Origin of the sequence: Nocardia sp. NPDC052001 (assembly GCF_040680615.1) — a bacterium.
Taxonomy (GTDB): Bacteria; Actinomycetota; Actinomycetes; order Mycobacteriales; family Mycobacteriaceae; genus Nocardia.
In genome coordinates this window covers 144,433-167,121 of sequence record NZ_JBFAXC010000006.1, presented here as the reverse complement: position 1 = coordinate 167,121, position 22,689 = coordinate 144,433, and the positions used below count along the sequence as shown (strand labels likewise).

The window sequence follows — 22,689 nt, the reverse complement described above, 5'->3', positions numbered from 1 at the left end:
GCATGAATGCGGTATCACTCGCCACCGCTGCGACACCATTGCGTCAGACGTGAATCTCCGGTCATACGAACATCATTCACGATGCAATAACCGGTTCGGGCGGCGCGTGCCCGATGTCGGCGGCCGGGCGGTCTGAGCTGGCGCGATGCAAAAGGGCATGACTGTTATGTCCCTTTTGTCGGCATTTGCCGGTCGCCGTCGCCGGGGGTCGTTGAACTAATTACCCAACTGGTGGCCGAATATTCACACTCCTGTTGGTCATCTGCTCGAGGTGATCGCTCGGTGCGGGATAGGCTGCTGACATCGGCAAATAGATTGCACGCCAGTGCGGTTACGACAATTCGTGCCTATTTCCCTCCACAACGGCCCCTCCCGTTTCGTCTCCCGCCACCCCTGCGGTTGTAGGCGGCGCGGTAGCAGGGGCGGGACCCCGCCCCCGGACTTCCAGCGATTCGGGGGCGGGGTCTTCTCCTATTCGGGAAGAGATCGCTACAGTGATGCCGTTCGATCTCGGATGAGGAGCAGCGGCACAATGGGATTCCGGTATCGACGATCGGTGGCATCCTCCGAAATCCCCGCCACGTTGGCTATTGCCGGAGCGCTGATGCTCGGTGCGGCCCTGGTGCCCGCCGCCCCCGCACTGGCCGGTCCGGTGCATCCGTGGGCAGCCCCGCCGGTGAACAGCTGTGGTGAAACGGGATTCGATCCGCTCGCCAGGCAGGCCGACCCGATGCCCGGGCAACCGCAGCAGAATCCGGCCATCAAGATCCCGGTACCGTATCCGCAATTGGTGCCGGTCCAGGTGCCGGGCCCCAAACCGGATAACACCCGGATCGATTCGGTGGCACTCCCCGCGGATCCGTGTGCCAACCCGTGCCCGGACGTCCGGTCCGAAACACCCACGCCGACACCGCCGATCGGTTCCGGCAGTGGTCCGGCCCTGCCGCAGATCGAGATCAACCCCGAGGCCGAGCCGATTCCGATTCCGGTGCCCGGCGGCGACGGTCCCGATCCACAGCCCGCGCCCGTTCCGGATCCGCAGCCCGCCACACCGGGTCCCGCGGTGCCCGCTATCGCTGCGGCACAGGCGGATTCGGTCGAGCTGGTCAATCAGGTGACGGGGCAAGGCTCGCTCAACCGCACCGATATGCGCTGGTCCGTCGACGGCACCGATCTCGGCCTGATGTGGGAGAACAAGCCCGGACAGGTCGCGGTGGTATTCGGCGACACCTTCGGCAAAGGCTGGAAACCGGTGGGCGCGGGCACCGATCAGCAGGAATGGCGCAGCAATGTGATCGCGTACAGCAGTGAGCGCGATCTGAGCAAGGGTCTGGTGCTCGACGACTTCGTGCAGGATCGGCGCTGTCACGCCGCCGAGATCCTGGACAGCCGCAAGGTCAAGAACTTCGAGCACACCACCATTCCCACATCGGGATTCGCGATCGGCGATCGGCAGTACCTGACGTACATGTCGATCAACCACTGGAGCCGGATCCCCGGTATGTGGTGGACCAACCTGGGCGGCATCGCCTGGTCCGACGACAACGGCCGTACCTGGACCAAATCGCAATGGGCGCGCTGGGACAACCTTTTCGGGCTCGGCCGCTTCCAGGTCGCGACCATGGTGCCGCAGGGCGATTACGTCTATATGTTCGGCACGCCCAACGGACGGCTCGGCGTCATCGGCCTGGCGCGGGTGCCCGCGGCGCAGGTGCTGAACAAGTCGGCGTACCAGTACTGGGTGGACGGCGTCTGGACGCCCGCCGAGGGTGCCAACGAATTACTCGCCACGCCTCTGGTTTCCGGTACCGCCAGCGAATTGTCCATCCGCTACGACCGGGAATCCGGGCTGTGGCAGATGGTGTACCTCGATGTGGTGCGCGGGCAATTCGTGCTGCGCACCGCCGCGGAACCGCAGGGCACGTGGTCCGAGCCGGTGTCGCTGCTCAGCACCGAGGACTACCCGACCGCGTACGGCGGATTCATCCACCCGTGGTCGACGGGGAAGGATCTGTACTTCACCATGTCTACGTGGAACAGCTACAACGTTTACCTGATGCACGCGAAATTTAAGTGACGCAACACTATTGAGCATGTTCCGGCCGCACGACAGCGGTCAGGCGGCGCGCTGTTCGGCGCGCTTGCAACTGCTGCAGCGGCCATTGGATTCGTGCACCACATAGCCCTCGCGCTTGCGCCGCCGGGTGGTCATCGGCCGGTGGCAGCTGAGGCAGCGGTCCGGGCGCACCCGCACCTTGACCTCCTGTCCCAGGGCCAGTTGCAGGCGGCGGGTGGTCGCCTTGTCCCCGCGGCAGACCACCCCGGCCATCACCACACCGTCTGCGACGGAAGGGTTTTCCTCATCGATGAGGGTGCCGGCGCTGAGCGCGGCCTGCGCGCAGGCGCGGAATCGTTCGCGGGGGCATTGGGCGAGGCATACGCGCTGAGCCGCGGCCGTGCTCGGCCGGCGATCCCAGTCGAACGCATAGGCGGGTTCGACGAATCCGGGTAGGCCCAGGCATGGGGGTTCGAGCGTTGACGGTGCTGCGGCGGATGAGGTTGACACGCTCCGAAGATTACAAGCGCGGCTCTAAATTGCATACAACGAATTGGGCTGCAAATGTGTCCAATCTGGGGGAATAGCGCGTATGCATTGCTTGCAACCAATTGCATCGAATGTTAGTTTGCGGCAATGTCTCTCAGCATTCGCCTACGCCGCCGGGCCGCCTCGTGAACGGCGATCCACTCGATCCGGGACGGCGGGACGAGGTGATGCGCGCACTCGCCGCCCTACCCGGACTACTGGCCGAATTGGATACCACGCTGTCGCGCGGTGACGCGGTCGGCGCACCGAAGGTCACCGGCGCGGCGACCGGCGGTGCGCGCCGGCCCGCGTTGCCATACCACGGGGGCGCCTCCGACGCCCATGCCGAAATCGCCCGCGTGCTGCGCTATTACGCCGTGCGCGTCGCGATCCTGGTCCGGCGGCCCGCGCCGCGCGCACCGGGGGAGCAGGCCGTCTTCCTGCGCGGGCAACTCCCGCGCGTTCCCGATGACGCACCGGTGCTCGCGGGTATCCATCCGGCGCTGCCCGATGCCGTGACCGCGGCGCGCGCCACCATCGACCGGCCCGCGGAGCGGCTGTGTATCGGCCTGTGCGACTGCGGTTCCCGGCTCTACGCGGTCGACGAGCAGACCGTGGCGCGCTGCCCGGGTTGCGATCGTGAGTACGCGGTCGCGGAACGGCGCGGCGCGTTGCTGTCGCAGGCGCGCGATATGGTCGGCACGGCAAGCGAACTCGCTCGAATTCTGCCCTGGTTCTCGGGGAAACCGGTGACCGCGAACGCTATTCGGCAGTGGGCCGCGCGCGGCAAGCTGATCGGATTCCACGTCGCCGGGGAGACCGTCTATCGCATCGGCGATGTGCTGCGCGTGCACGAGAACGGGCACGGCTGAGCGGGCCGGTCCGAGAATGTTGGTCCGTTGCGGCAGCCCGTCACAATACCGACCCTACGCTGAGCGCAGCGAAAACGATTGTGCCACAACAGGGAAGGGGGTGATTCGGGTGCTCACCATTTTTCAGGACATCATCAAGCTGATCGGCGATCTCCTCCCGCTGGTTCTGCCGCTGCTGGGACTGTGACGCAGTCCGCGGCCTCGCAAGACCACTCGACAACACCGGAGACATCCATGACGCAAAACGACGACGGCGTCGACAATACAACTCCCACAGGCCAATTGGTCTGCGAGGTCCGCGTCCTATCCGTACACGAGGAGGCGGAATGACCACCCTGCAACGCGGCGAATTCCCGGATTTCGAACAGTTCCTCACCGATCTGCTCACCCCCATCGCCACCACGGTTATCACCCTCCCGCAGACCGCCGCGCTGATCCAGTCCGCGCTCCCGCTCATCTGGGTTCGCAAAACCGGTGGCGCACTTGATATCAACGCCATCACCTACAAGGCGCAGGTGCAGACCATCGTCTTCGGCACCGATCGAACTCAGGCACAGAACCTGGCGATCAAGGTGCGTGACGCGGTGCTGTGCGCCCCCGCCGCCACCACCTCTGACGGTGTGCTCATCGACTACGTGGAGGAAATCACCTCCGCGGAACCGAAGTTCCACGCCCCCATTCTCCGCCGCAGCCGCGGGCTCACCGAAGTCCCCGACCTCGACCCGCTCAACCAGATGGTCGATCTGGCCTTCAGCATCGAAGCGCGGCGCCAGTAGGAACGAGGTCTCCTCGTGACAGACGAATACTCCGATCCCGATGCGGATCAACCCGCTGAGCGCCCTGGTGAATCGCTGTACAACGGCATGTTCGCGCTCGACGGCGGGAACGGTTCGACGTTCGTGAACGGCATGTCCCGTGCGCTCGGCCAGAGCGCAGGCCAGATCGCCAGCCAGGGGATCGAAAAGTTCATCGCGAGCATCAGTCCCGAGGCGGCGCTGGCCGTCGAGGCCACCAAGAAAGCCTCCGAGTCGTTCCAGAATGTGAGTTCGACCGTCGGCAAGATCATGCGGATCAAGGGTCGCATCCCGAATCTGGATCCACACGTCTACGGCAATGACGGCCCGCTCTCGACCACCCGCACCGGCACCCTGTTCAACTTCCTGAACCCGCTCAAGTCCTATGTCGGCGGCAAGGTCTTCTCCGCCGTCGCACAGCAGGTACAGAGCACCCTGTCCGGCAACGGCAAAGCCGCCGGTGACGGCAAGGACGATGCCGGCGACGAGCAGCCGAACAGCGAGACCAAGCCGCCGGATATCGGCCAGCTGGCCTGGAACGCCCTGCAGAATGCCGGGCGCGATATCACCACGTTCACCACGCCCAAGCTCACCATCCCGACCACCGCGCTCGGTGACAACGTGCAGGTGAATCGCGCCTTCAGCATCGTCATGGATATGGCCCCGCAGGAGACGCTGCTGCGGGACTACCGCAACGACGTGATCACGGCCTTCCCCTACCGGTGAATTCCCTTACCGCACAGCGCTTCCGGTGATCCACCGGGGGCCGTTTCACGGTGCCCACTTCCGGGCGCCTGCTTCGCAATTCCGCCCGGCGCGCCGGGCCTTCGAAATGGAGACACATTGCCTACCACCACCCTGACGGCGTTGAAGGCTGCCCAGCGGTCGCTGCTGCTCAAGCCGCTCGATGCCGCCGTGTTCCTCGCGCCCTACGGCACCCAGGCCCCGCTCGGCGGTTTCACCGACGCCGCCGGCAATCTGCAGGCGCTGCCCGCCGCCTTCCAGTCGATCGGCCTGATCGACAAGAAGACCGGTGTCGCGTTCCAGCGCGGTATCACCGCCGCCCCGATCGAGTCCTACGGTGAACTGCAGGCGGTGCGCAACGACATCACCAGCGATATCACCACTTTGGAGTTCGAGCCGCAGCAGAACGCCACCGCGCTGAACCTGCAGCTGACCACGAGCGCCACCCTGTCGGCCATGACGCCGAGTACCACCAACGGAGAGGTCTGGTTCGCCCAGCCGTCGGCCGAGAACATCACCTACTACTCGGCGATCGTGATCGGCAAGGACGGCAACGACTCGCTGCCGACCTATGTGATCAAGATTCTCCCGAAGGTCGCGGTCTCGAAATTCGGTGGCGAGCAGTGGGTTCCGACCGGCGTCATGTCGAACAAGCTGACTATGGTCGCGTTCAAGGATGACGCCGCCGGCTTCGCGGTCGCACACGCCTACGCTGGCGCCGGCTGGCAGAAGCTGGTCGCCTCGACCGGCATGCCGTACGTGGTGAGCCAGCTGAACATCGCGCCCGCCGGGGCGCAGTCGCTGGTCAAGGGCAGCAACGGTTCGCTGCAGCTGATCGTGACCGACCAGTTCGGTGGCGTCATCCCGTCCAGCATGCTGAGCTACACCGCGCAGTCGGGTCTGACCGGCGCGGTCACCATCAGCTCGACCGGTGTGGTGACCCCGACCAATACGGCAGGCTCCGGCACCATCCAGGTCGCGTTCGTGCCTCCGGTGACCACGCCCGCGTGGCCCACCGCGACGGCGGCTCCCAAGCTGACCGGCACCATCTCCGTCGCGTAGCGACGGCCCGAACGTGGATGCGTGCCGTGCTTCTCCGGTCGCGGCACGCATCCACACTTTTCTGTCCTTCATCCGGAGAAGAAAGCGGGTCACCATGTCCGCCATTCCTGCCCATTTCCCCGTCACCATGACCGACGGCGAGCGCGAGTACCTCGTGCCCAACGCCACCGCCTATATGCACGCGGTCTTCTCGCTCGGCCACCGTCCGGTCGAGGCTGCCGAAGCGGCCGCCGCTCCGGCGAAGTCGCGCAAGCGCGCCTGACACCCCTCGTTCCCACACAACCGGAGAGTAAAGAAAGTGACTACCGAAAAGCCTTCCCCCGCAGTCGATAACGAAGGTGTTGGCCGGTTCTATGAGCTCCAGCAGGAGCTCTCCCCGCGTCGCCGCGCCCCGTACCGCCTCACCGCGGATATCGCCATCCCGCCCGTCACCCGCGGCCAACTGAAGGCCCTGCGCGGCACCCGCGACGACGACGAGCAGATGGCGATCGTCCTCGGTGAGCACGCCGACGCCGTGGAGGAACTGTTCGCCGACAGCCCGACCGACGACTGGTACGCCTTCCAGCGCGACCTCTACGCCCACCTGTTCGGCCAGGGCTCCACGGAGCTGCCGGGGGGATCCGAGGGCTCGTAGAGTTCTGGGAACGTTTCGGTGCCGCGCTCGACTACGACCTGCTCGAGCGCGGCATCGACGTCCGGGATTGCTTCGGGCCCAACGATATCCGCACCCGCGACTGGCGCACCATCATGTCCTTCAAGGACCGGCTGCCCACCGGCAGCCACTACCGCAGCGCCGTCCTGATGGACTACGAACTCGCCGAACAGCGCCTCAACGAAGAGGAACAACTCGGCGACGACCACGACGAGGACACCCCCTCCGGGCCGCGCCCCGAGGGCTACACCCTCGACACCTACATGCTGATGGCCATCATCGACGCCCTCAACGGTGTCCAAGCCACCATCATCGCCGCAGCGGGCTCCGACCCGCCCACCGTCCGCCCCCTGCCACGCCCGATCTCGGCGGTCGAAATCGTCAGGGAGGAACGCCGCGCCAACTCCATGCAGGCCCTGATCGACCTCTTCACCGCCCCACCGGTCCCGGACACCCCGGGCGAACTGGTCGAGGAAGTCGAGGCCGAAGCCGACGAGGACTGGTCCTGGTAACCCATCGATCGAAAGCACCACCATGCCCGACTTCCTTCCCGCCCCGATGCATGTCCCGATCAGGCCCTTGCCCGGCGCCGGCGGACTCTTCGGCACGAATCGTCAAGTACAGCAAGACAAACGAGTCGACGTCATCCTCAGCCAGAAGTCCCGCGCGCGCGGCGTGCCTCGAGACGAGCATCGCACCGCACTGATGCACGCACGACTGGCCAAACGCTGATATCGGACTTCTGAGAACGGAGGTACCCCAATGGGTATGTGGGACAAGCTCAAACACGCGGGAAGCAGTGTTGTGAACGCTGTCGAGCATCCGAGCACGGTCTACCGGCCGGTCATCAACGCCGCGGTGCATCCGAGCACTGTCGTGCCGATCGTGAGAGAGGGCGCGAGCAAGGTCGCCGACGCGGTGCTGCCGAGTGCTGTTGCGCCGGTGGTCAAGAACGGTGCGAATCGTGTCGTCAACGCCGTCGAGACCCACGGCGGTCAGGTTCTGAACGCGGTGGAGCATCCAAGCACCGTTGTGCCCGTGATCAAGAACGGTGCCAACCGCGTGGGCAACGCGATCGAGCATGCGGCGGAGGTGGTGAATCCGCTGTCCAGCCCGCTGCTGGCCGATGCTCCGAATTCACTGGGCGACCGGGTACTGCCCTGGATGGGCAAACAATGGAACAACACCGATCACCTGTGGTCCCCCGGCACGGTGCTGCGAAAGGGTATCGGCGGCACCAACTTCATCGGCGGAATAGCGATCGACGCGATCAAGGATCTGCAGGACAAGCACAATCACGAAGGCCGAATCGATGATTGGGGAGACTACTTCACCAAACTCGGTGGGCAGGCGACCGGGCGCATCGCGGGAACCCTGGGTGGTGCCATGCTCGGGCGCGCTGTCGGCACGTGGGGTGGTGAGCTCGTCGGCGGTGCCGCGGGGGAAGTGGTCGAACCGGCGGGAGGCGGTATCCCGGGCGCGTTGATCGGCGGTGTCATCGGTATGGGAGTCGGTGGCATCGCCGGCGGCTTCTTCGGTGGCAAGTACGGCTCGGAGTACGGCGGTGATTGGGCGCTCGACGCCAAGGATGGCATCGAGAAGTGGGCTGATCACCAGCAGCCCCGCACACCGCCCGATGATCCACGGCCGGTATCGCCCAATGCTCCCCGGACGGCGGTTCCGCCGACGCGCCAGCCGAGTGTGCCGACGATTCCGTCGAATCCGGTACCGCTGCCCGAGCCCCAGGCTCCGCCGCTGCCGCGCGCCGCCGGTGGGTCGATCAGTGCCGGTGACGTCAAGGGTCCGGGGTCGTCGATCGGTGACAAGATCCCCGCGTACCTCTCCGATGGTGAGTTCGTCGTCAAGGCGGCCTCGGCTTCGGTGAATCGTCCACTGCTGAAGGCGATCAACGACGATCCGCTGTATATGAAGAAGTACATGCAGCAGATGGAGACGATGGTCGCCTCGGCGCTGACGAAGGTGCGAGCCACCCCGAACGGTCCACATGGTCGTGGTCAGCAGGTGGATCGCTCTATGACGGTTCGGGTTTCGACCTATGACGTGCACGAGGCGTTCGCCAAGGCCAAGCTCTGGGAGCAGCGCCACACCCTGCTGGACTGACCGGCGAGCTGTTGGGCATTTCGCGGAGCTGCTCCGATCAGCTGGATAAAATTGCAGCGCCAGCGAGTCATGTTGCCGCCGTGCCGATTTCGGTCTTCCGAGGCGCATTCCGACTCCGCGTGATTCCGCGTATCGGTCGGCTGGTCCCACTGCAGTCGAATTTCCTACAGAAACAGAGGTGAACCTGTGGCGCCCAATGCTGCCATGATTACGTTGACGGGAGTCGATGGTTCGACGTGGACTCTCGCCGGATCGGGACGGGGCCGGGAGGGGGTCGAGCTCGGTACCGCGCCCAGCGGGTTGTACGACGCGCCGGTGACGACCATCTGGAACCAGTCGGCCTTTCAGACCGGATCCTCGTTCGGTGGTTACCGAACCAATAAGCGCGACTTGGTATTCGGGGTGAATATCTTCGAGTCGGCGGGACGCAGCTGGGAGGCTGTGGACAGCGCCTGGCGCAAGGCTTGGGCTTACGACCGGGACTGCACGCTGACCGTGACCACCGATTTCGGTTCGCGTTCGCTGGCGCTGCGGATGTCGGAGCAGCCGGATTTCAAGCCGGTGAAGGATCCGCATCTCAAGCAACTGGCGAAGGTCGTGATGACCTGCACCGCGGGCAATCCGTGGTGGGTGGAGAGCGATGCGACGGCAACCTGGGTATCGCCCGCCGACACCACCGGAACCAATCCGGCGCGATCGGGCACCGTCACGGTGTCCAACCCGACGGATCAGCCGATGTGGCTGCGCTGGGTGGTTTCCGCGCCGGGTCTGTGGACGCTGCCCGACTTCTCTTGGGCCGCAGATAATTTCGCAGCGCGAACCATCACGCTGCCGCAGACGGCTGCCGGTCAGGACCTCACCATCGACACCGATCCGATGGAGGAGATGATCGTCGCGCGTGACAACACCCCCGTGTGGGCGCAGATGAACGGCGTCAGCTTCATGTATCCGGTGCCGCCGTACACCCCGGCGACCGCGCTGCCCGTCACCGTCGACGGCGCGCCCGCGGGTGCCTCGGTCCTGGTTGTGCAGGCGCGCAACTGGTCTCGGCCGTGGGGGCTGCAGTGACCTACGTGACCGATCTGCCCGCGATCTATGCCACCGCGCAGGCCGCCAAGGTGCAGCGCAAGATTCAGCGCTACGCCCGCCCGCTGGTCCGGCTGTGGGACGGCAACTGGGTGCTGCGCGGTGTGAGCGGTGCGGAGGTCAGCGCCGACTTCCGCTGGACGCTCAACGACACCGGCGTCGGTGTGCTGGTGCTGCCCTACGACTACTACCTGGCCCGCTGGGCCATGGATATCTACAACGACGACCCGCGCTCCGGCCGCACCACCCAGAACATTCACATCACCGTCGACAAGGACGGCGCACGCTGGGATGGGCGGCTGGAGAAGGCGGTCCTCAAGACCGACGAACAGGGCACCACCACGGTCGAATTGAGCTTCCTGCACTCCTACGAGGAGCTCAAGCACATTATCTGCTGGTCCAACCCGTTCCTGCCCGAAGCCGTGCAGTTCCCGCGCGAATTCATGCTCGCGGGCCCCAGCATCTGGGTGCTCAAGACCGCCCTGATGATGAATCTGCTTCGCCTGCACGGCAGTTCGTGGGCGGTCCCGTCGGATCCGATGGATTCGGCGCAGTGGGGCAACCTCAATATGTCCCAGTGGTTGATCGCGGTGAAGCCGACCCCGTACAACACCGACAACTCGGTGTGGACGATCTTCGGCTCCCGCTTCAAGAACTGGCACGAATGTGCTTCGGGCACATTGCAAACCGGCGAGCTCATGGTGCAGACCCGGCGCTGGCTCAAGGGTGATCCGCTGCCCTGGCCGGGTGCCAACCTGCGCCACGGCTGCCTGGTTGTCGACATCATCGACAAATCCGGCTTCACCACCAACACCTCGCGCGGCGGTGACGTCTGGGGCGGCCTGGCGCATCTGTGGGATTCCTTCGAGAAGAACGCCGACGGCGTCTTCTACGATCAGATCGATCACCCCCTGCCGGACCCGAATATCCCTGCGGCATACAAGACTCCGGGCTATCTGGGCACCCTGCCCTCGAACCCGTGGGTCGTCTATCGGCAGAACGATCACTGCGGCATCCAGACGTCGTCGTTCATCGTGCAGCCGTCCAGCGCGGTTCAGGTCGTCACGGGTGGTCACTCGGCCCCCGGCGTCAACGAGGCCATTTCCTCGGCGATCCAGTTCGTCGGCTTCCTCATGGGCGGCATTCTCGGTGAGGTCCCGTTCGCGGGCCCGATCCTGTCGGCCCTCACCGAAGGCGCCACCGAGGTCGTCAACGTCATCGCCATGGCCCTGTTCACCGACACCCTGCTGGCCTGGCAACGCCACTATGCCGCGGACCGAGTCGCGGCCTCTGGCTGGTCCCACTACTTCGAACACTTCGAAACCAGTGCCGACCGCGCCTACACCCTCGGCGCCCTGCTCTCCCTCGGTGAGGGCATGTGGAAAACCCGCACCCACCACACCCACAAACTCACCGTCGCCAACGGCGAGCCCTACTTGATCGGCGACGCCGGCCAGGGCCACTTCTTCCTCGGCGACCGAGTCGGCTCCACCATCAAGGGCATGCCCGTAGGCAAGATCTACATCGACCAGGTAACCGAACTCGAACTCGCCTGGTCCCGAAATGCCAGCCCCCAGTGGCAAATCACCCTCGGCACCGACAAAGACCACGACATGCCCTTCGCCCAATCCATGCGAATCGTCGCCGACATAGTCGACGAAATCATGTCCCTCGCGGTGCAGATGTAACCCCACACCCCTCAACGCCGAAGGCGCTCCCAGCGAAAGCGGGGGCGCCTTCGCGCATTCACCGCGCCTTCGCGCGCATACGAGTCCAAATAGTTTGGAGCATCAGCGATGTCCGATGACGTAGGCGGGTTCGGCACCATGCCCGACACCACGGGTCACCACGTCGGCGATACGTGGTCGGTCACGAAGAACGGCTTCACCACTACCTACACGATTCCAGAAGGCAACGGCACCAACACCGTTGACCAAACCCTGACCACCTCATCCGGCGCGCAGGTCGGTCAGATGCGGATCGCGACCGATGGTCACGGCGCAACCCAGAAGTGGGGTGACTACAACGGCGGCTCCGCGTCCTACACCAGTCAGGATTCCCCCTCCGGGCCTACCTACAATCAACTCTACAATCCCGGAAGCTCCACCAGTGGTGCGCCGAACAGCGTGAACGCTGTACTGCCCGGTGAAAATCACGCCATTCCACTCATCCAAGACGGACAGCGGGTAGGACTTCTCACCACAGTGGATGAGGGCGGCGGCCTGTCCAAGAACGTCTACCAGGACAAGGACGGCAACCACTACATCTACCGGTCCAACCCGACCGAGCACGGCGATATGGTCACCAACCAGATCGGCCAGCTCGACAAGGCCGGCAATGGTTGGCTGGTCGGTGGATATCCGCAGGGTGGCGCGCCCGGATACGGGCTGCTCTGGAAGGTGACCGCTACGCCCGATGGCAATCCGATCCTCACCAATGACGAAAAGACCAACAGCGGACAGCATTTCCGGGTTCAGAATCCGGATGGTACCGCCACCGACCGCTACGTCGGTAATGATCCATACAACAGTTTCACCTCGGTTCGTGACGCCACCGGACTCACCACCAAAGTCGGCACCGACGGCTCATTCACGCAGTGGAACGCCAACGGCGAAGTCCTGATTCACCGAGACGGCACTCCCAAACCTGAGGAGCCCGACAACCGCAGCAATTGGGAAAAGCTCTGGGACGGAACCGGAAACATCCTCAAGGGCGCTTGGCACGGTCTGGAGCATGTCGGCACCGGTGTTGAGAACCTGACCGGATTCAATGGTGGCGACGCGTTCGATCACGCCTGGGATTCGGTTTGGGGCGGCATCGGAAATGTCGGCAAAGAGTTCTGGGGCGACGCGAAGGGTTTCTTCCCCGGCCTGTATCACATCGGCAATGATATCTACAACATGACCGGCATCAACGGTCATGACGCCATCACCGACAGTGCGTTCGACCTGCTGGCCAAAACCGCGGGCCCCGGATTGAGCTTAGCCCTCCCAGTACTCGACATCGTCGATGCCGCGCAAGGCAAGCCGGTCGGCTGGGGCACCTTCGGCAAAGATCTCCTCTACGGTCTCAATGGCGTCTCCGAAATGGTCATCGGCACCGACTGGAGCCATTTCAACGAACACCCCGGCGCCACCATCGGCGACGCTCTGTTCGGCACCGCACTCATCATGGCTCCCAAGGGGCTTCGTGCCATCGGCGTCACGGACGCCGTCACCTCCGCAGCCGTGGCGACCATGGACCGCATCGGGATGACGGATGCGGCCGCCTCCGTGGCAAGTGCCACCCGCGACCTACTCGGGTCAGCCGGAACCCGCCTGCCTGCCCTGCTCGATGCCATCGGCGTGAAGCTGCCCGGCTTCAACGAGGCGAAGCCCGGCAGCCCCGCATTGGCACACCCTGACGTCGATGGCGACTTGGCTAGCGGCGCAACGGATCCGCATCCACATGGTGCGGAGCCGACCCCGAACAGCCCGGGCGAGCGGTCGATTGCCCCCGGGGTCAACTCGACCCCGCTGTCCCCGTACCTGCAAGCCCTCCAGAGGGATCTCGGGATCAACTGGCAAGCAGGCGTCGACGGATTCGTCGTGGACCAGATGGCGCACCTCGACGCGGAACTCGCGGGTGTGCAGGCCCGGACACCCGCCTTGTCCGCTGTCGTCAACAGCATTCGCGACGGAATTCGAAACGCTGAGGAGCGCTTGGGAATCGGTGCCGAGGAGCGCAGGATCGGTGATCCCGAGCGGCCAGAGCCGGGTGGCGGTGACAGACCTCCGCCGGTCAAGCCACCGCATGACGAAAGGCCGGGTGGCGGCGGGTTCGACGAGGGTGCCGAAGGCAATCCTCCGGACGCAGGTAGGCCTGCCGGTGACCCTGAGCCGCTGGAGAGTCCGAGCAAACCTGCCAAGCCGCGACGCGATAGGCCACCGTGGTTGCGTACGCCGGAGGAACTCGCCAGAGAGAAAGCGCTGTACGAGGTATCCCCGACCGATGAAACCGGCCTGACTCGGATCGTACCCGGCAGGAGTACGAAGGCTAATCCGCACCCGAGGCCCTGGCGACCGAAAACCTTTCGGGGACTTTCGAATCCCACCCGTGGCCTGATCGGTGAGGCGCTGACCAGAGCGCGCCTGCGCGCACAAGGCTACGACATTCTGGCTGAGCAGGTCGAAATCCGACTGCCGAGCGGTGAGATCTTCAAACCAGACTTCCTTGCCATCAAAGACGGCAAGGTCGTGATGGTGGATTCGAAGATGGGAAGAGGAGCCGGTTTCACCGAAAATCAGCTGCCGGGATATGAGCACTACGCCGGAGGCAGCTCGAAACTCAACCTGGTGGACGCCGATCTGGCCGCGAAACTGAAAGCTCGAGGAATCACCGACCAATCGGTGGTCGATCGTGTCGAGGTCGACCGCTGGAACTCCCAACTACTGCCGAGTGCCGATATGCTGAAGGCGGCCGCTCGGGACTTCGAGAACGACTGGCTCGATCAACATCAGAGTGCGGAGCTGAGTGATACCGCGAAACAAGCGCAGCGGTGGCTTCAGAATCCGGACAACGCCTCATTTCTACAGAACCAACTGGACGCGGCCGCGGGGGCGGGTGGTAGGACACCCGGTCCAGGGTTGGCGCCGGCGCTCCTACCGGCATTGGTGTTTCCCGGTGCGGCCTGGGGCCTTGGTCAGCCGGACGGGCAACACGGCGATGGCTCGGATCTCCAGCAAACCTTGGGGCGATTCATCAATGACCTGCCGGCGGTGGTGAAGCCCTATCTACCCTCGACCCAGCTAGCTGGACAAGGTGCTCAGCCCGTGGCAGAGCAGATCAATCAGTCCGCGACACTCAATATTTCGATTCGGGAGCCGGACTTCGCGAGCCGAGCCGATCGACTCAAGGCGCACGCGGCTATCGCCTACCGCCTCTGATCCAGCAAGAGAATGGCGCTCGATGCGAAACCGTTCGCCGAGCGCGCCCCGGCGTAAGATCTCGCATGCAGCGATAGACATAGGAGGACTCCTTTGACCGTCGACAAGTTGGAACGGTTGCAGGTCAAGATCGTTCCGGCATTGACCGAGGCGATGGTCGTACGGGGGTACGAGGTATTCGAACCACCCGCCGCGTGGGTCGTCGATGATTCACGAACACGCTGCCTGTGGTTCGCTCAGCCCGCAGGCGCCGTCCAACCGGCTCGGCCGATGGTGGTCGCATACATCGGAAAGCATCGTGTCAAAGGCTCGGCGCTCAATGCGGCGATAAATGGTTTTGCGGTGATCGCGTCGGGCGATGTGTCCGAGATCAGGCGCGCGATGCCGATCGCGGCGCATCTCGAAGGAGATACGTCCGACGATCGGTACTTCCAGAATCTCGACAGCGTGGAGTTCGGTCTGCTTCGGGATCGGCCGAGCTCCGCCTTTCCCGGGTTTGTCGTGAAGACCGAGAGCGCGGCAGATATCGAGCACGCCGTCGGTGAGTTCGTGGAGTTGGCTTGCGGGCCACGGGTAATGCAATGGTTCGGTGATCGGGACTCGATCCCGAAACTCTTGGAGTTGGCGCGCCGGCCGTTGGATACAACCCCGTGGGATCAGGAAAATCCCGGAGCCGACCGCCTGCGCGGGGTAGTGGTGCTGTCCACGCTTGCCGGTCATGCGGGCGAAGGCGCGGCGCTGATGAACTGGTATCGGCAGCGCGCAACATTCCGAATGCGGGATTCATCCGAACGCGCATCGGAATTCGATAGGGCACTGTCCGAGCAATTGCCGGATTACAAGCAGGCGCGCACGTCCTCGCGCTGATCGGAGCGCTCGGGCCGCGACGAGATTCAGCGGCCGTGTTGGGCATCAGGGGCGGTTTGTCATGATCCCGGGGATAGGCTTTGGCTGTGAGTGGGTCACGATATGTCCCACATCGCAATTCACCGCGCGGTAAGTAGCGCGAATCTCGCAGTCATGCAGCGGTTTTAGCGGCCGCCCCCTTTTGCCTTTTGGAGACCTCTATGTCTATCCCACTGCACGAGCACTGTGACCAGGACACCCCGGAGGAGGCGTTCGTCTGGGCGCTGATCGGGTTGCCAGGGCCGCGCAATTCGCCGTTGATGGTGCATCCGAGCACCTTGGGGGAGTGGTCTAAGCATCTGTGGGACTTGGGGATTCGGCATTCGGTTGATGATCAGACCAAGGAATTCCATCCGCCGGCGCGCGGGCATCACCATTGGCTCAATGGGCTCGGGCAGTGGTTGCCGCAGGGGACGGAGCCGGTGCGCGTGCCGGATCTGCCGGATGTCACGGCGATGACGGCGGAGGAGCGGGCGCATGTGGTGCGGCAGTTGCGCGATCACGGTGATCTGGCGCATCTGGTGGACCGACCCGCGGCCGACTGATCGATCCCTTCTTCCCTGAAAAACGGAGTGTTCCATGGCTATTCCCCTGCACGAGAACCTTGATCCGACCAAGCCCGAAGAGGCATTTCTCTGGGCGCTCGTCGGCCTGCCCGGACAGCAGCGGGCCCCGCTGATGGTGCACCCCGATGTGCTGCGCAAATGGTCGAAGCACCTGTGGGAGTTGGGTTTCCGGCACTATCCGGATCTGCAGGTCAACGAATACCATCCGCCTGCCCGCGGCCACGGCCAGTGGCTCAATGGTTCCGGCGACTGGCTGCCGAAGGGCACGCCGCGCGCCGCGCATTCGACCGCGCCGAATATGACCGAGCTGACGCATCACGAACGTGCCCGGATCATCGAGCAGTTGCGTGCCAACGGCGATCTCGATCATCTGGCCGACCTGCTCGAGCTGCCCGCCGCCACGGCTTCGGAAGGGCACGCGGACAACACAATCGAGGCCGAAGATGACCTCACCCGATAAGCACGTACCCTCCGGCGCGTATGGCGGCTCCGCCGCGTCGGGGAACAATATCGCCAACCTCCAGGCCGTGACCTGGGCCGGTGCGCGCGATGCGGTCGTCGCCAATGTGATGGGCTCGTTCTCCGATGTCAGCATGGCGAACGCGGGCCTGATGGGCAATGCGCACAACGCGTTGTCCGCGGCGGACTCCGCCGCACAGGCCGCCGGAAACGCACAGCAGACGGCCGTGAGCGTGCAGACCACGACGGCCTCCAACGCCTCCGTCGTCGCGAGTCTGACCGCCTCCCAGGAGGGTCTGAACTACGGCGGCACCGTCTTCACCGATATCTTCGATCGGCAGTCGCTGCAACCTGGCTACAACACCTTCGCTACCGGTCAGATTGCGAATCTGGTGATCGCCAACCAACAGTGCGGACTGTCGAGCACGGGAAACCAGGGCTCCGGCAATGTGATCGCGCTGTCTGCCACCACCACGCAGACCGACGATCAGGCGGTCGCGGTCGTCATGGGCAGCGGTGGCGGACAAGGTAGCCCGGAAACATTCCTCGTCGCTCGCGCGGCAGCGGATCTGCGTACCTTCGCCTGTGCGAAGGTGGCCTCGGGGCGCATCACACTGGGCTACGGCACCCGGAAGGACATGGTCACCAACATCGTAGAGACCAGATCTGCTGTGGCGCGGGTTAATACGGGCGATACGGTGCTGCTGGAGGCGATCGGCTCCATCTACACGCTATTCGTGAACGGCCTGGAAATTCTGCAGTGGTCCGACGCAGAGCAGATGTCGCCGGTCAGTACATCCAATCGGTCTTTCGGGTTCGGAATCTCATACAGTGCAAGCCGATTCGGCAAGAGCCTCTCCTTCAATGCCGCCGGATTGACTGCAGTGGACATGAAGGCGCCTCCGACGGTCGGCACCGGGTGGTCACTGCAAATGGCCGCTCAAGGCAGCGTCGCCGCGCCTGCGGTAAGCGTGCCGACCGTGTTTCCCGTAGGTACTTTCAGCGGTCCGGTGACGTCCAACAATGTCACCGTGCTCGACCAAGGATCGGGACGTGTCCAGATCCAGAAGACCGGCTGGTACAGCGTCACGGTGAAGTTCCAGCTGGACCGGGGTATGACCTCCTTCCGTGCCTACGTGTGCACGGCGCCGGGGCCCGATGCAGCCCTTACCGCGGCCCGCAAGGGACCGCTCACGCCGCAGCCGCAAAGCATAAACACCAGCGCCACATTCGTGCTCTACCTGACTGCGGGCAACGTGGTTGCGCCCGGCTACTTCATTCCGAGCAACGCCAACATCATCGGTCCCACAACGTATTTCGACGGCTCGCTGCTCAGCTACTGACCCTAAGGACATTCGATGACCTCTCCCGACAGGAAGGTTCCCTCCGGCGCGTATGTCGGGTCGTCGGCGCCGAACAACGTCGCGAACCTGCAATCGGTGACCTGGGCCGGAGTCCAGCAGGCGACGGTCGCCAATCTCTTCGCCTCGTATCAGGGTGTGAACACCGCGAGCCAGAATATGAACGGCGACAACGATACTTCGGCGGCCGCAGCGAACGCGGCCACCGCCGGTTCGAACACCGCGCAATCGACCGGATCGGCTGCTCAGAACACCGCCGCCGCCAACTCGGCGGCCATTGCGACCCTGCTTCCGCCACCGCCTCCGGCGACTACGCCCGGGAGCACGTTCGCCGACAATTTCACCCGGGCCACGCTCGGGCCGAACTACGCCACCGTCAAATCGGGGGCAGTCGCGGATCTGATCATCTCGAGCAACCAAGTGCGGCTGGATCCCAACGGAAATACAGGCACCGGCTCCGTTATCGCTTTGAATATCAATCCTTTACTGACTGACAGTCAGTCGGTGTCGTTGGTGATGGGTGCTGCGAACAACGCGGCCAACGTCGCCACCGGGATCATCCTGCGCGCGGATCCCCAGCTCACTACGTTCGCCTATGCCTGGGTCTACTCGACCGGGATCTACATCGGATCTGGTACGCGCAGTGCCGGTACCAACACCTACAACGACTGGACGTCCCTCGCGACGACCGTGAACTCGGGCGACACCGTCACCTTCACCGCGGTCGGCAGCAACTATCAGGTCCTGGTGAACAACGCTCCGGTGCTCGGATTCTCGGATGCCGCCGGAACCGTTCCGACCGGACCCGGTCGTCGCGGAGTTGGTTTCGGATGCTCCTACAGTTCCGGCAAGTTCTCCTTCTCCGTCGCCGGTTTGACTGCCGCCGACCAGCAGACTGCGGCGCCCACCGGCACCGGCTGGAGTCTGTTGCGGGGAAGCACACTCGGCGCAAACCGGGGCGCGGGCTCGATGACACGTCTGACCGGTGTGTTCGACACGGTCCGGCAGGCCGCCAATGTATCGATCGTCAGCCTGGGGGCCGGACAGATTCAGGTGAATCGTGCGGGCTGGTATCTGATCAGCATCGCGTACAACTTCTCCGCGCTCGATTATTCGATGCGTACCGAACTGTGGAGCGCGCCGAGCATCGGCGGTAGCTGGGGCATGGTGCGGGCCGGAGCTGTCGGTAATCCCGGTAGTTCCGACGACAACGGCACCTATGGCGACTGTTATTCCAGTAGCGGCTCGTTCGTCGTCTACCTGTCGAAGGGCGCCCTCGTCGCACCGGGATTGTCCACCAACACATCCAATTCGCTGGTCGGCCCGTACACCTGTTTCGACGGCGCGCTGCTGAACTGGCTGTAGCACAGAGGATTTAGCATGACTTCGCCCGACAAGTCCGTTCCCGCAGGCGCTTACACCGGCACCGCGGGCGGGAATATCTCCGCGCTGCAAGCCGTCACTTTCGAATCGGCGCACGCATCGGTGGTTTCCAGCATTACGAACGCGTTCGCGGGCGCGGCGAGCGGTGGCGGCAGTTTGAACGCGGTCACCCAGCACGCCTTGAACGCGGCCACCAATGCGCAATCCAGTGCAGGAAACGCCAATTCGACCGCGACCGACGCGCAGGGTTCGACCACCGCCAACTCGACGGTGATCAGCGGTCTGCTCGCAGGCCAGCGTGCACAGGATGGCGGCGGAAGCGTATTCACCGACATCTTCGACCGCGCCGCGCTGGGCCCCGACTACACCACGTTCAAGGTGGGTCCGGTCGCGGACATCGTCATCGCCGACGGGGAAGCGGGTCTGGCCCAGAACGGTGACGAGGGTACCGGCTTCGTGGTGGCTGTGAACACCGCGCACACAACCAAAACCGACGATCAAGCGGTATCGGCGGTGATGGGGTCGGACCGCAATTCCGATCTCATCGGAGCCGTCCTCATCGCTCGCGCCGCTACCGACCTATCCACTTTCGTGTGGGCCGTGGCCAGCCGCACCCAAGCCTCAATCGGTTACGGCACTCGAATCAACGGCACCTTCAACTTCGTCACGTGGTCGACCGCTTCCACGCCTGTGCACACCGGTGACACACTCACCCTCGACTGCGTCGGCAGCACATACGCGCTGCTCGTGAACGGCGCACCGGTTACCTCGGCAACCGATCCCGGCCGGGCGACGCCCGTGGGCGCCTCGAACCGAGCTTTCGGGTTCGGTAGTCAGTACTACTGGACCGGCCTGCGCTGGTCCTTCTCCTTCAACATTGCGGGCTTGAACGTCGCCGACCTGGCCGCGCCCACCGTCTCCGGCACCGGCTGGAGTCTGATGTGCCTGTCCACCTCGGTCAGTGTGCCGAGCGGCGAACTTCGTTTTCCCGCAAACACATTCGACACCCTGCGCGTCCCGGCCAGCAACGTGACGATTGTCGACCAGGGTCGCGGCCAGGTAAAAGTGACAAAGGCTGGCTGGTATGCGATCTCGATCGCCTACAACCTCAACACCGCCGTCACCTATGGCCCCGCCTGCGACCTGTGGTGGGCACCCACCACCGCGGGCCCCTGGGCTGTCCTGCGCAACGGCCGCAACATGGCAGGCAACACCAGCAACACCGCTGCCGCGGACACTTTCACCGTGTACCTCCCGGCTGGAGCCCTGGTGTGCCCCGGCTACGCCATCACAGTCAACAACACCATCACCGGCCCCAACACCTACTTCGACGGCGCATTCATCAGCTACTGACTTCCAATATCCCGAAAGCCGAAGGCACCCAGCCCAGCTGGGTGCCTTCGGCTTTCTCATCCCAATCTTCAGACAAGCGAGTAGATAGCAATGGGCCTCTGGGACAAGGTAAAAAACGTCACCCACACCGCGGTGAATCAGGGCGCACCCAAGCGATATACGCACGGCAGAGGCGTACGGCGCAGGTTTGCTCAGATAGGTAGATGAATATGACCGCTGGTCGGCCGTATTATCAAGCGATGCAAGCTGATATCGAGCGTGCGCAGGAAATTGTACGTATGGGGGCAGATCTGGATTGGGTGTGGTCTGTCGACGACATCGACCGTTTCTGTTCCAACACTGGCTGGACGGTGACCAAGCGCTTCGAGTCGGGAGGAAGCCTGGCTACGGATCTGTCTGTGGCGGCACCGAGTGCTCGGTTTCTCGTCGACGGTGGCGTGCTCAACTACCTGTCGTTCACGGTCGTTGAGACCGATGACGGAGCACAGCTGTCCGACTCGTTCGCTGATCTCGGCCGCCGGATGGTCACCGTGTTGGGTGCGGCGAGTTGGCGCAACCGGGGTGAACAGCCGAAGGCCAGGTGGGATCTTCCGAATGTCGTTGTCTTTCTCGGTTGTCTGCGAGCTGCGATATTTGTCAAGCTGGTCCGTCCTGAGTATCAGCGAGAGGAGGACTACATCGATGAAGTAGTCATCCCCTGGATCGATGCGAACCCGCAAGAAGGCGAATAGGAGGATCAGCCGGCACTGCCGAGTGTTGACTGAATATCTGTTGGGCACTTCCCTGCTGCCGCAAATCGTCGTTGCTACGATTATCAGCGTCAGCGAATTATGCTGCCGCAGTCAGGTTTTCATCTGTTCATGTTGCCTCTGATGCGCTGATTTCTCATTCGCGGTGAAAGCCGCTTCAGCGCAATCCTTTCGGAGGCGGCGTGACGATATTCGGTATCGACATATCCAATAACAATGGGCCGGATGTTGATGTGGCTCAGGTGGCTCGGGAGGGCTTTCGGTTCGTTTTCGCGAAAGTGTCCGAGGGGGATGGGTTTGTTGATTACACGTGGCCCGGGTATCGGGAGGCTGCTCATGCGAATGGGTTGCTGGTGGCCGGGTATCACTATCTGCGCGGTGACTGTGCTGTTCAGGCGCAGGCCGAGTTGTTTGTCGAACACCTCGGGGATGCTGCCGCGATGGTGGACTTCGAGTCGAATTCCGGTGGGATCGAGACTTTTTGGGGCTTTGTCGACGCTGTGAACGCGCTCGGCCGCACCATCAATCTCTCCTATATTCCGCGGTGGTACTGGCAGCGGATCGGGTGTCCGGATCTGTCGCAGGTGCCGGGGCTTATTCAGTCCAGTTACGTGTCGGGGTCCGGTGCCGCGGCGGAGCTGTATCCGGGGGATGCCAGTGGATCGTGGAATGCGTTCGGGGGCAAGGCCGTCGATCTGCTGCAGTTCACCGATCAGGCGCGGGTTGCGGGGAAGCTTGTCGACGCCAATGCCTTCAAGGGCACGTTCGAGCAGCTCAGAGCGCTGCTCGGGTTGACTTTATCTACCGATCAGGGAGTTTTCATGGCGCTGACCGATGCGCAGCAGGAGGAGCTGTTGCAGAAGGTGCGGGAGATCTGGGAGCAGTTGCGCGGGCCCGACGGCGGCGGATGGCCGCAACTCGGGAAGAACGCGCAGGGGCAGAATCTCACACTCGTCGACGCGGTCACCGAATTGCGGGACTCGCTCGACGGGAAGGCCGATCAGGCCAAACCGGCTGCGTAGCAGCAGGTCTCATTCATCCGTGTTGGTTGTTTCGATCGGAATTCCACACA

At 63.8% G+C, this 22,689-nt stretch carries 21 protein-coding genes; 19 read left to right on the top strand and 2 right to left on the bottom strand.

From position 1 onward, the window contains the following. Window positions 1-604: 604 nt before the first annotated feature. On the top strand, window positions 605-2,077 hold the full coding sequence (locus tag AB0L82_RS27380) for a DUF4185 domain-containing protein (RefSeq protein ID WP_364642968.1): 1,473 nt from the start codon (window positions 605-607) through the stop codon (window positions 2,075-2,077). Between the two features lie 39 nt (window positions 2,078-2,116). Here the strand turns inward: AB0L82_RS27380 and AB0L82_RS27375 are convergent, their stop codons facing one another. Then, window positions 2,117-2,566 carry a hypothetical protein gene (locus AB0L82_RS27375; RefSeq protein ID WP_364642252.1) on the bottom strand — a complete coding sequence of 150 codons (450 nt, stop codon included), beginning with the start codon at window positions 2,564-2,566 and terminating at the stop codon, window positions 2,117-2,119. Window positions 2,567-2,730: 164 nt separating this feature from the next. On the opposite strand from AB0L82_RS27375, the gene AB0L82_RS27370 reads away from it, so the two are divergent. The 14 genes from AB0L82_RS27370 to AB0L82_RS27305 all read left to right on the top strand — a co-directional run bounded on the left by AB0L82_RS27370 (window position 2,731) and on the right by AB0L82_RS27305 (window position 16,772). Further along, on the top strand, window positions 2,731-3,456 hold the full coding sequence (locus tag AB0L82_RS27370) for a DUF1922 domain-containing protein (protein WP_364642250.1): 726 nt from the start codon (window positions 2,731-2,733) through the stop codon (window positions 3,454-3,456). A gap of 326 nt (window positions 3,457-3,782) precedes the next feature. Continuing rightward, a complete protein-coding gene (locus tag AB0L82_RS27365) occupies window positions 3,783-4,232 on the top strand; it encodes a hypothetical protein (protein ID WP_364642247.1) in 450 nt (149 codons plus the stop codon). 15 nt (window positions 4,233-4,247) lie between these two features. Further along, entirely contained in the window at window positions 4,248-4,976 is a 729-nt protein-coding gene (locus AB0L82_RS27360) for a hypothetical protein (RefSeq protein WP_364642244.1), read from the top strand. Between the two features lie 117 nt (window positions 4,977-5,093). Further along, window positions 5,094-6,056 (top strand): hypothetical protein, encoded by a 963-nt coding sequence (locus AB0L82_RS27355; RefSeq protein WP_364642241.1) that lies wholly within the window; start codon window positions 5,094-5,096, stop codon window positions 6,054-6,056. Between the two features lie 94 nt (window positions 6,057-6,150). Beyond that, window positions 6,151-6,318 carry a hypothetical protein gene (locus tag AB0L82_RS27350; RefSeq protein WP_364642238.1) on the top strand — a complete coding sequence of 56 codons (168 nt, stop codon included), beginning with the start codon at window positions 6,151-6,153 and terminating at the stop codon, window positions 6,316-6,318. Window positions 6,319-6,354: 36 nt separating this feature from the next. Further along, on the top strand, window positions 6,355-6,690 hold the full coding sequence (locus AB0L82_RS27345; protein ID WP_364642236.1) for a hypothetical protein: 336 nt from the start codon (window positions 6,355-6,357) through the stop codon (window positions 6,688-6,690). A gap of 113 nt (window positions 6,691-6,803) precedes the next feature. Further along, complete coding sequence (locus tag AB0L82_RS27340) at window positions 6,804-7,220, top strand: hypothetical protein (protein ID WP_364642235.1); 417 nt, start codon at window positions 6,804-6,806, stop codon at window positions 7,218-7,220. Window positions 7,221-7,470: 250 nt separating this feature from the next. Beyond that, the gene (locus AB0L82_RS27335; protein WP_364642232.1) at window positions 7,471-8,829 is read left to right on the top strand and encodes a hypothetical protein; all 1,359 of its coding nucleotides are present in this window, start codon (window positions 7,471-7,473) and stop codon (window positions 8,827-8,829) included. Between the two features lie 186 nt (window positions 8,830-9,015). Continuing rightward, a complete protein-coding gene (locus AB0L82_RS27330; protein WP_364642229.1) occupies window positions 9,016-9,897 on the top strand; it encodes a phage tail protein in 882 nt (293 codons plus the stop codon). After that, complete coding sequence (locus AB0L82_RS27325; protein WP_364642226.1) at window positions 9,894-11,603, top strand: phage tail protein; 1,710 nt, start codon at window positions 9,894-9,896, stop codon at window positions 11,601-11,603. The genes AB0L82_RS27330 and AB0L82_RS27325 overlap by 4 nt, the downstream gene beginning before the upstream one ends. 108 nt (window positions 11,604-11,711) lie before the next feature. Then, window positions 11,712-14,840, top strand: a complete 3,129-nt coding sequence (locus AB0L82_RS27320; RefSeq protein WP_364642223.1) for a hypothetical protein — start codon at window positions 11,712-11,714, stop codon at window positions 14,838-14,840. Between the two features lie 93 nt (window positions 14,841-14,933). Beyond that, window positions 14,934-15,707, top strand: a complete 774-nt coding sequence (locus AB0L82_RS27315; protein ID WP_364642220.1) for a hypothetical protein — start codon at window positions 14,934-14,936, stop codon at window positions 15,705-15,707. 200 nt (window positions 15,708-15,907) lie between these two features. Continuing rightward, on the top strand, window positions 15,908-16,291 hold the full coding sequence (locus AB0L82_RS27310; protein WP_364642217.1) for a DUF2744 domain-containing protein: 384 nt from the start codon (window positions 15,908-15,910) through the stop codon (window positions 16,289-16,291). Window positions 16,292-16,325: 34 nt separating this feature from the next. Next, window positions 16,326-16,772, top strand: a complete 447-nt coding sequence (locus AB0L82_RS27305) for a DUF2744 domain-containing protein (protein ID WP_364642214.1) — start codon at window positions 16,326-16,328, stop codon at window positions 16,770-16,772. A gap of 1,131 nt (window positions 16,773-17,903) precedes the next feature. Here the strand turns inward: AB0L82_RS27305 and AB0L82_RS27300 are convergent. Continuing rightward, window positions 17,904-17,984: a hypothetical protein gene (locus tag AB0L82_RS27300; RefSeq protein ID WP_364642966.1), complete on the bottom strand. Its 81-nt coding sequence runs from the start codon at window positions 17,982-17,984 to the stop codon at window positions 17,904-17,906. A 145-nt stretch (window positions 17,985-18,129) separates the two neighbouring features. On the opposite strand from AB0L82_RS27300, the gene AB0L82_RS27295 reads away from it, so the two are divergent. The 4 genes from AB0L82_RS27295 (at window position 18,130) to AB0L82_RS27280 (ending at window position 22,639) form a co-directional block, all read left to right on the top strand. Beyond that, entirely contained in the window at window positions 18,130-19,497 is a 1,368-nt protein-coding gene (locus tag AB0L82_RS27295; RefSeq protein WP_364642211.1) for a hypothetical protein, read from the top strand. A gap of 15 nt (window positions 19,498-19,512) precedes the next feature. After that, the gene (locus AB0L82_RS27290) at window positions 19,513-20,868 is read left to right on the top strand and encodes a hypothetical protein (RefSeq protein ID WP_364642208.1); all 1,356 of its coding nucleotides are present in this window, start codon (window positions 19,513-19,515) and stop codon (window positions 20,866-20,868) included. Between the two features lie 239 nt (window positions 20,869-21,107). After that, a complete protein-coding gene (locus AB0L82_RS27285) occupies window positions 21,108-21,599 on the top strand; it encodes a DUF6301 family protein (RefSeq protein ID WP_364642205.1) in 492 nt (163 codons plus the stop codon). Between the two features lie 200 nt (window positions 21,600-21,799). Beyond that, window positions 21,800-22,639 (top strand): GH25 family lysozyme, encoded by an 840-nt coding sequence (locus AB0L82_RS27280; RefSeq protein ID WP_364642202.1) that lies wholly within the window; start codon window positions 21,800-21,802, stop codon window positions 22,637-22,639. The last annotated feature ends 50 nt before the right edge of the window (window positions 22,640-22,689 follow it).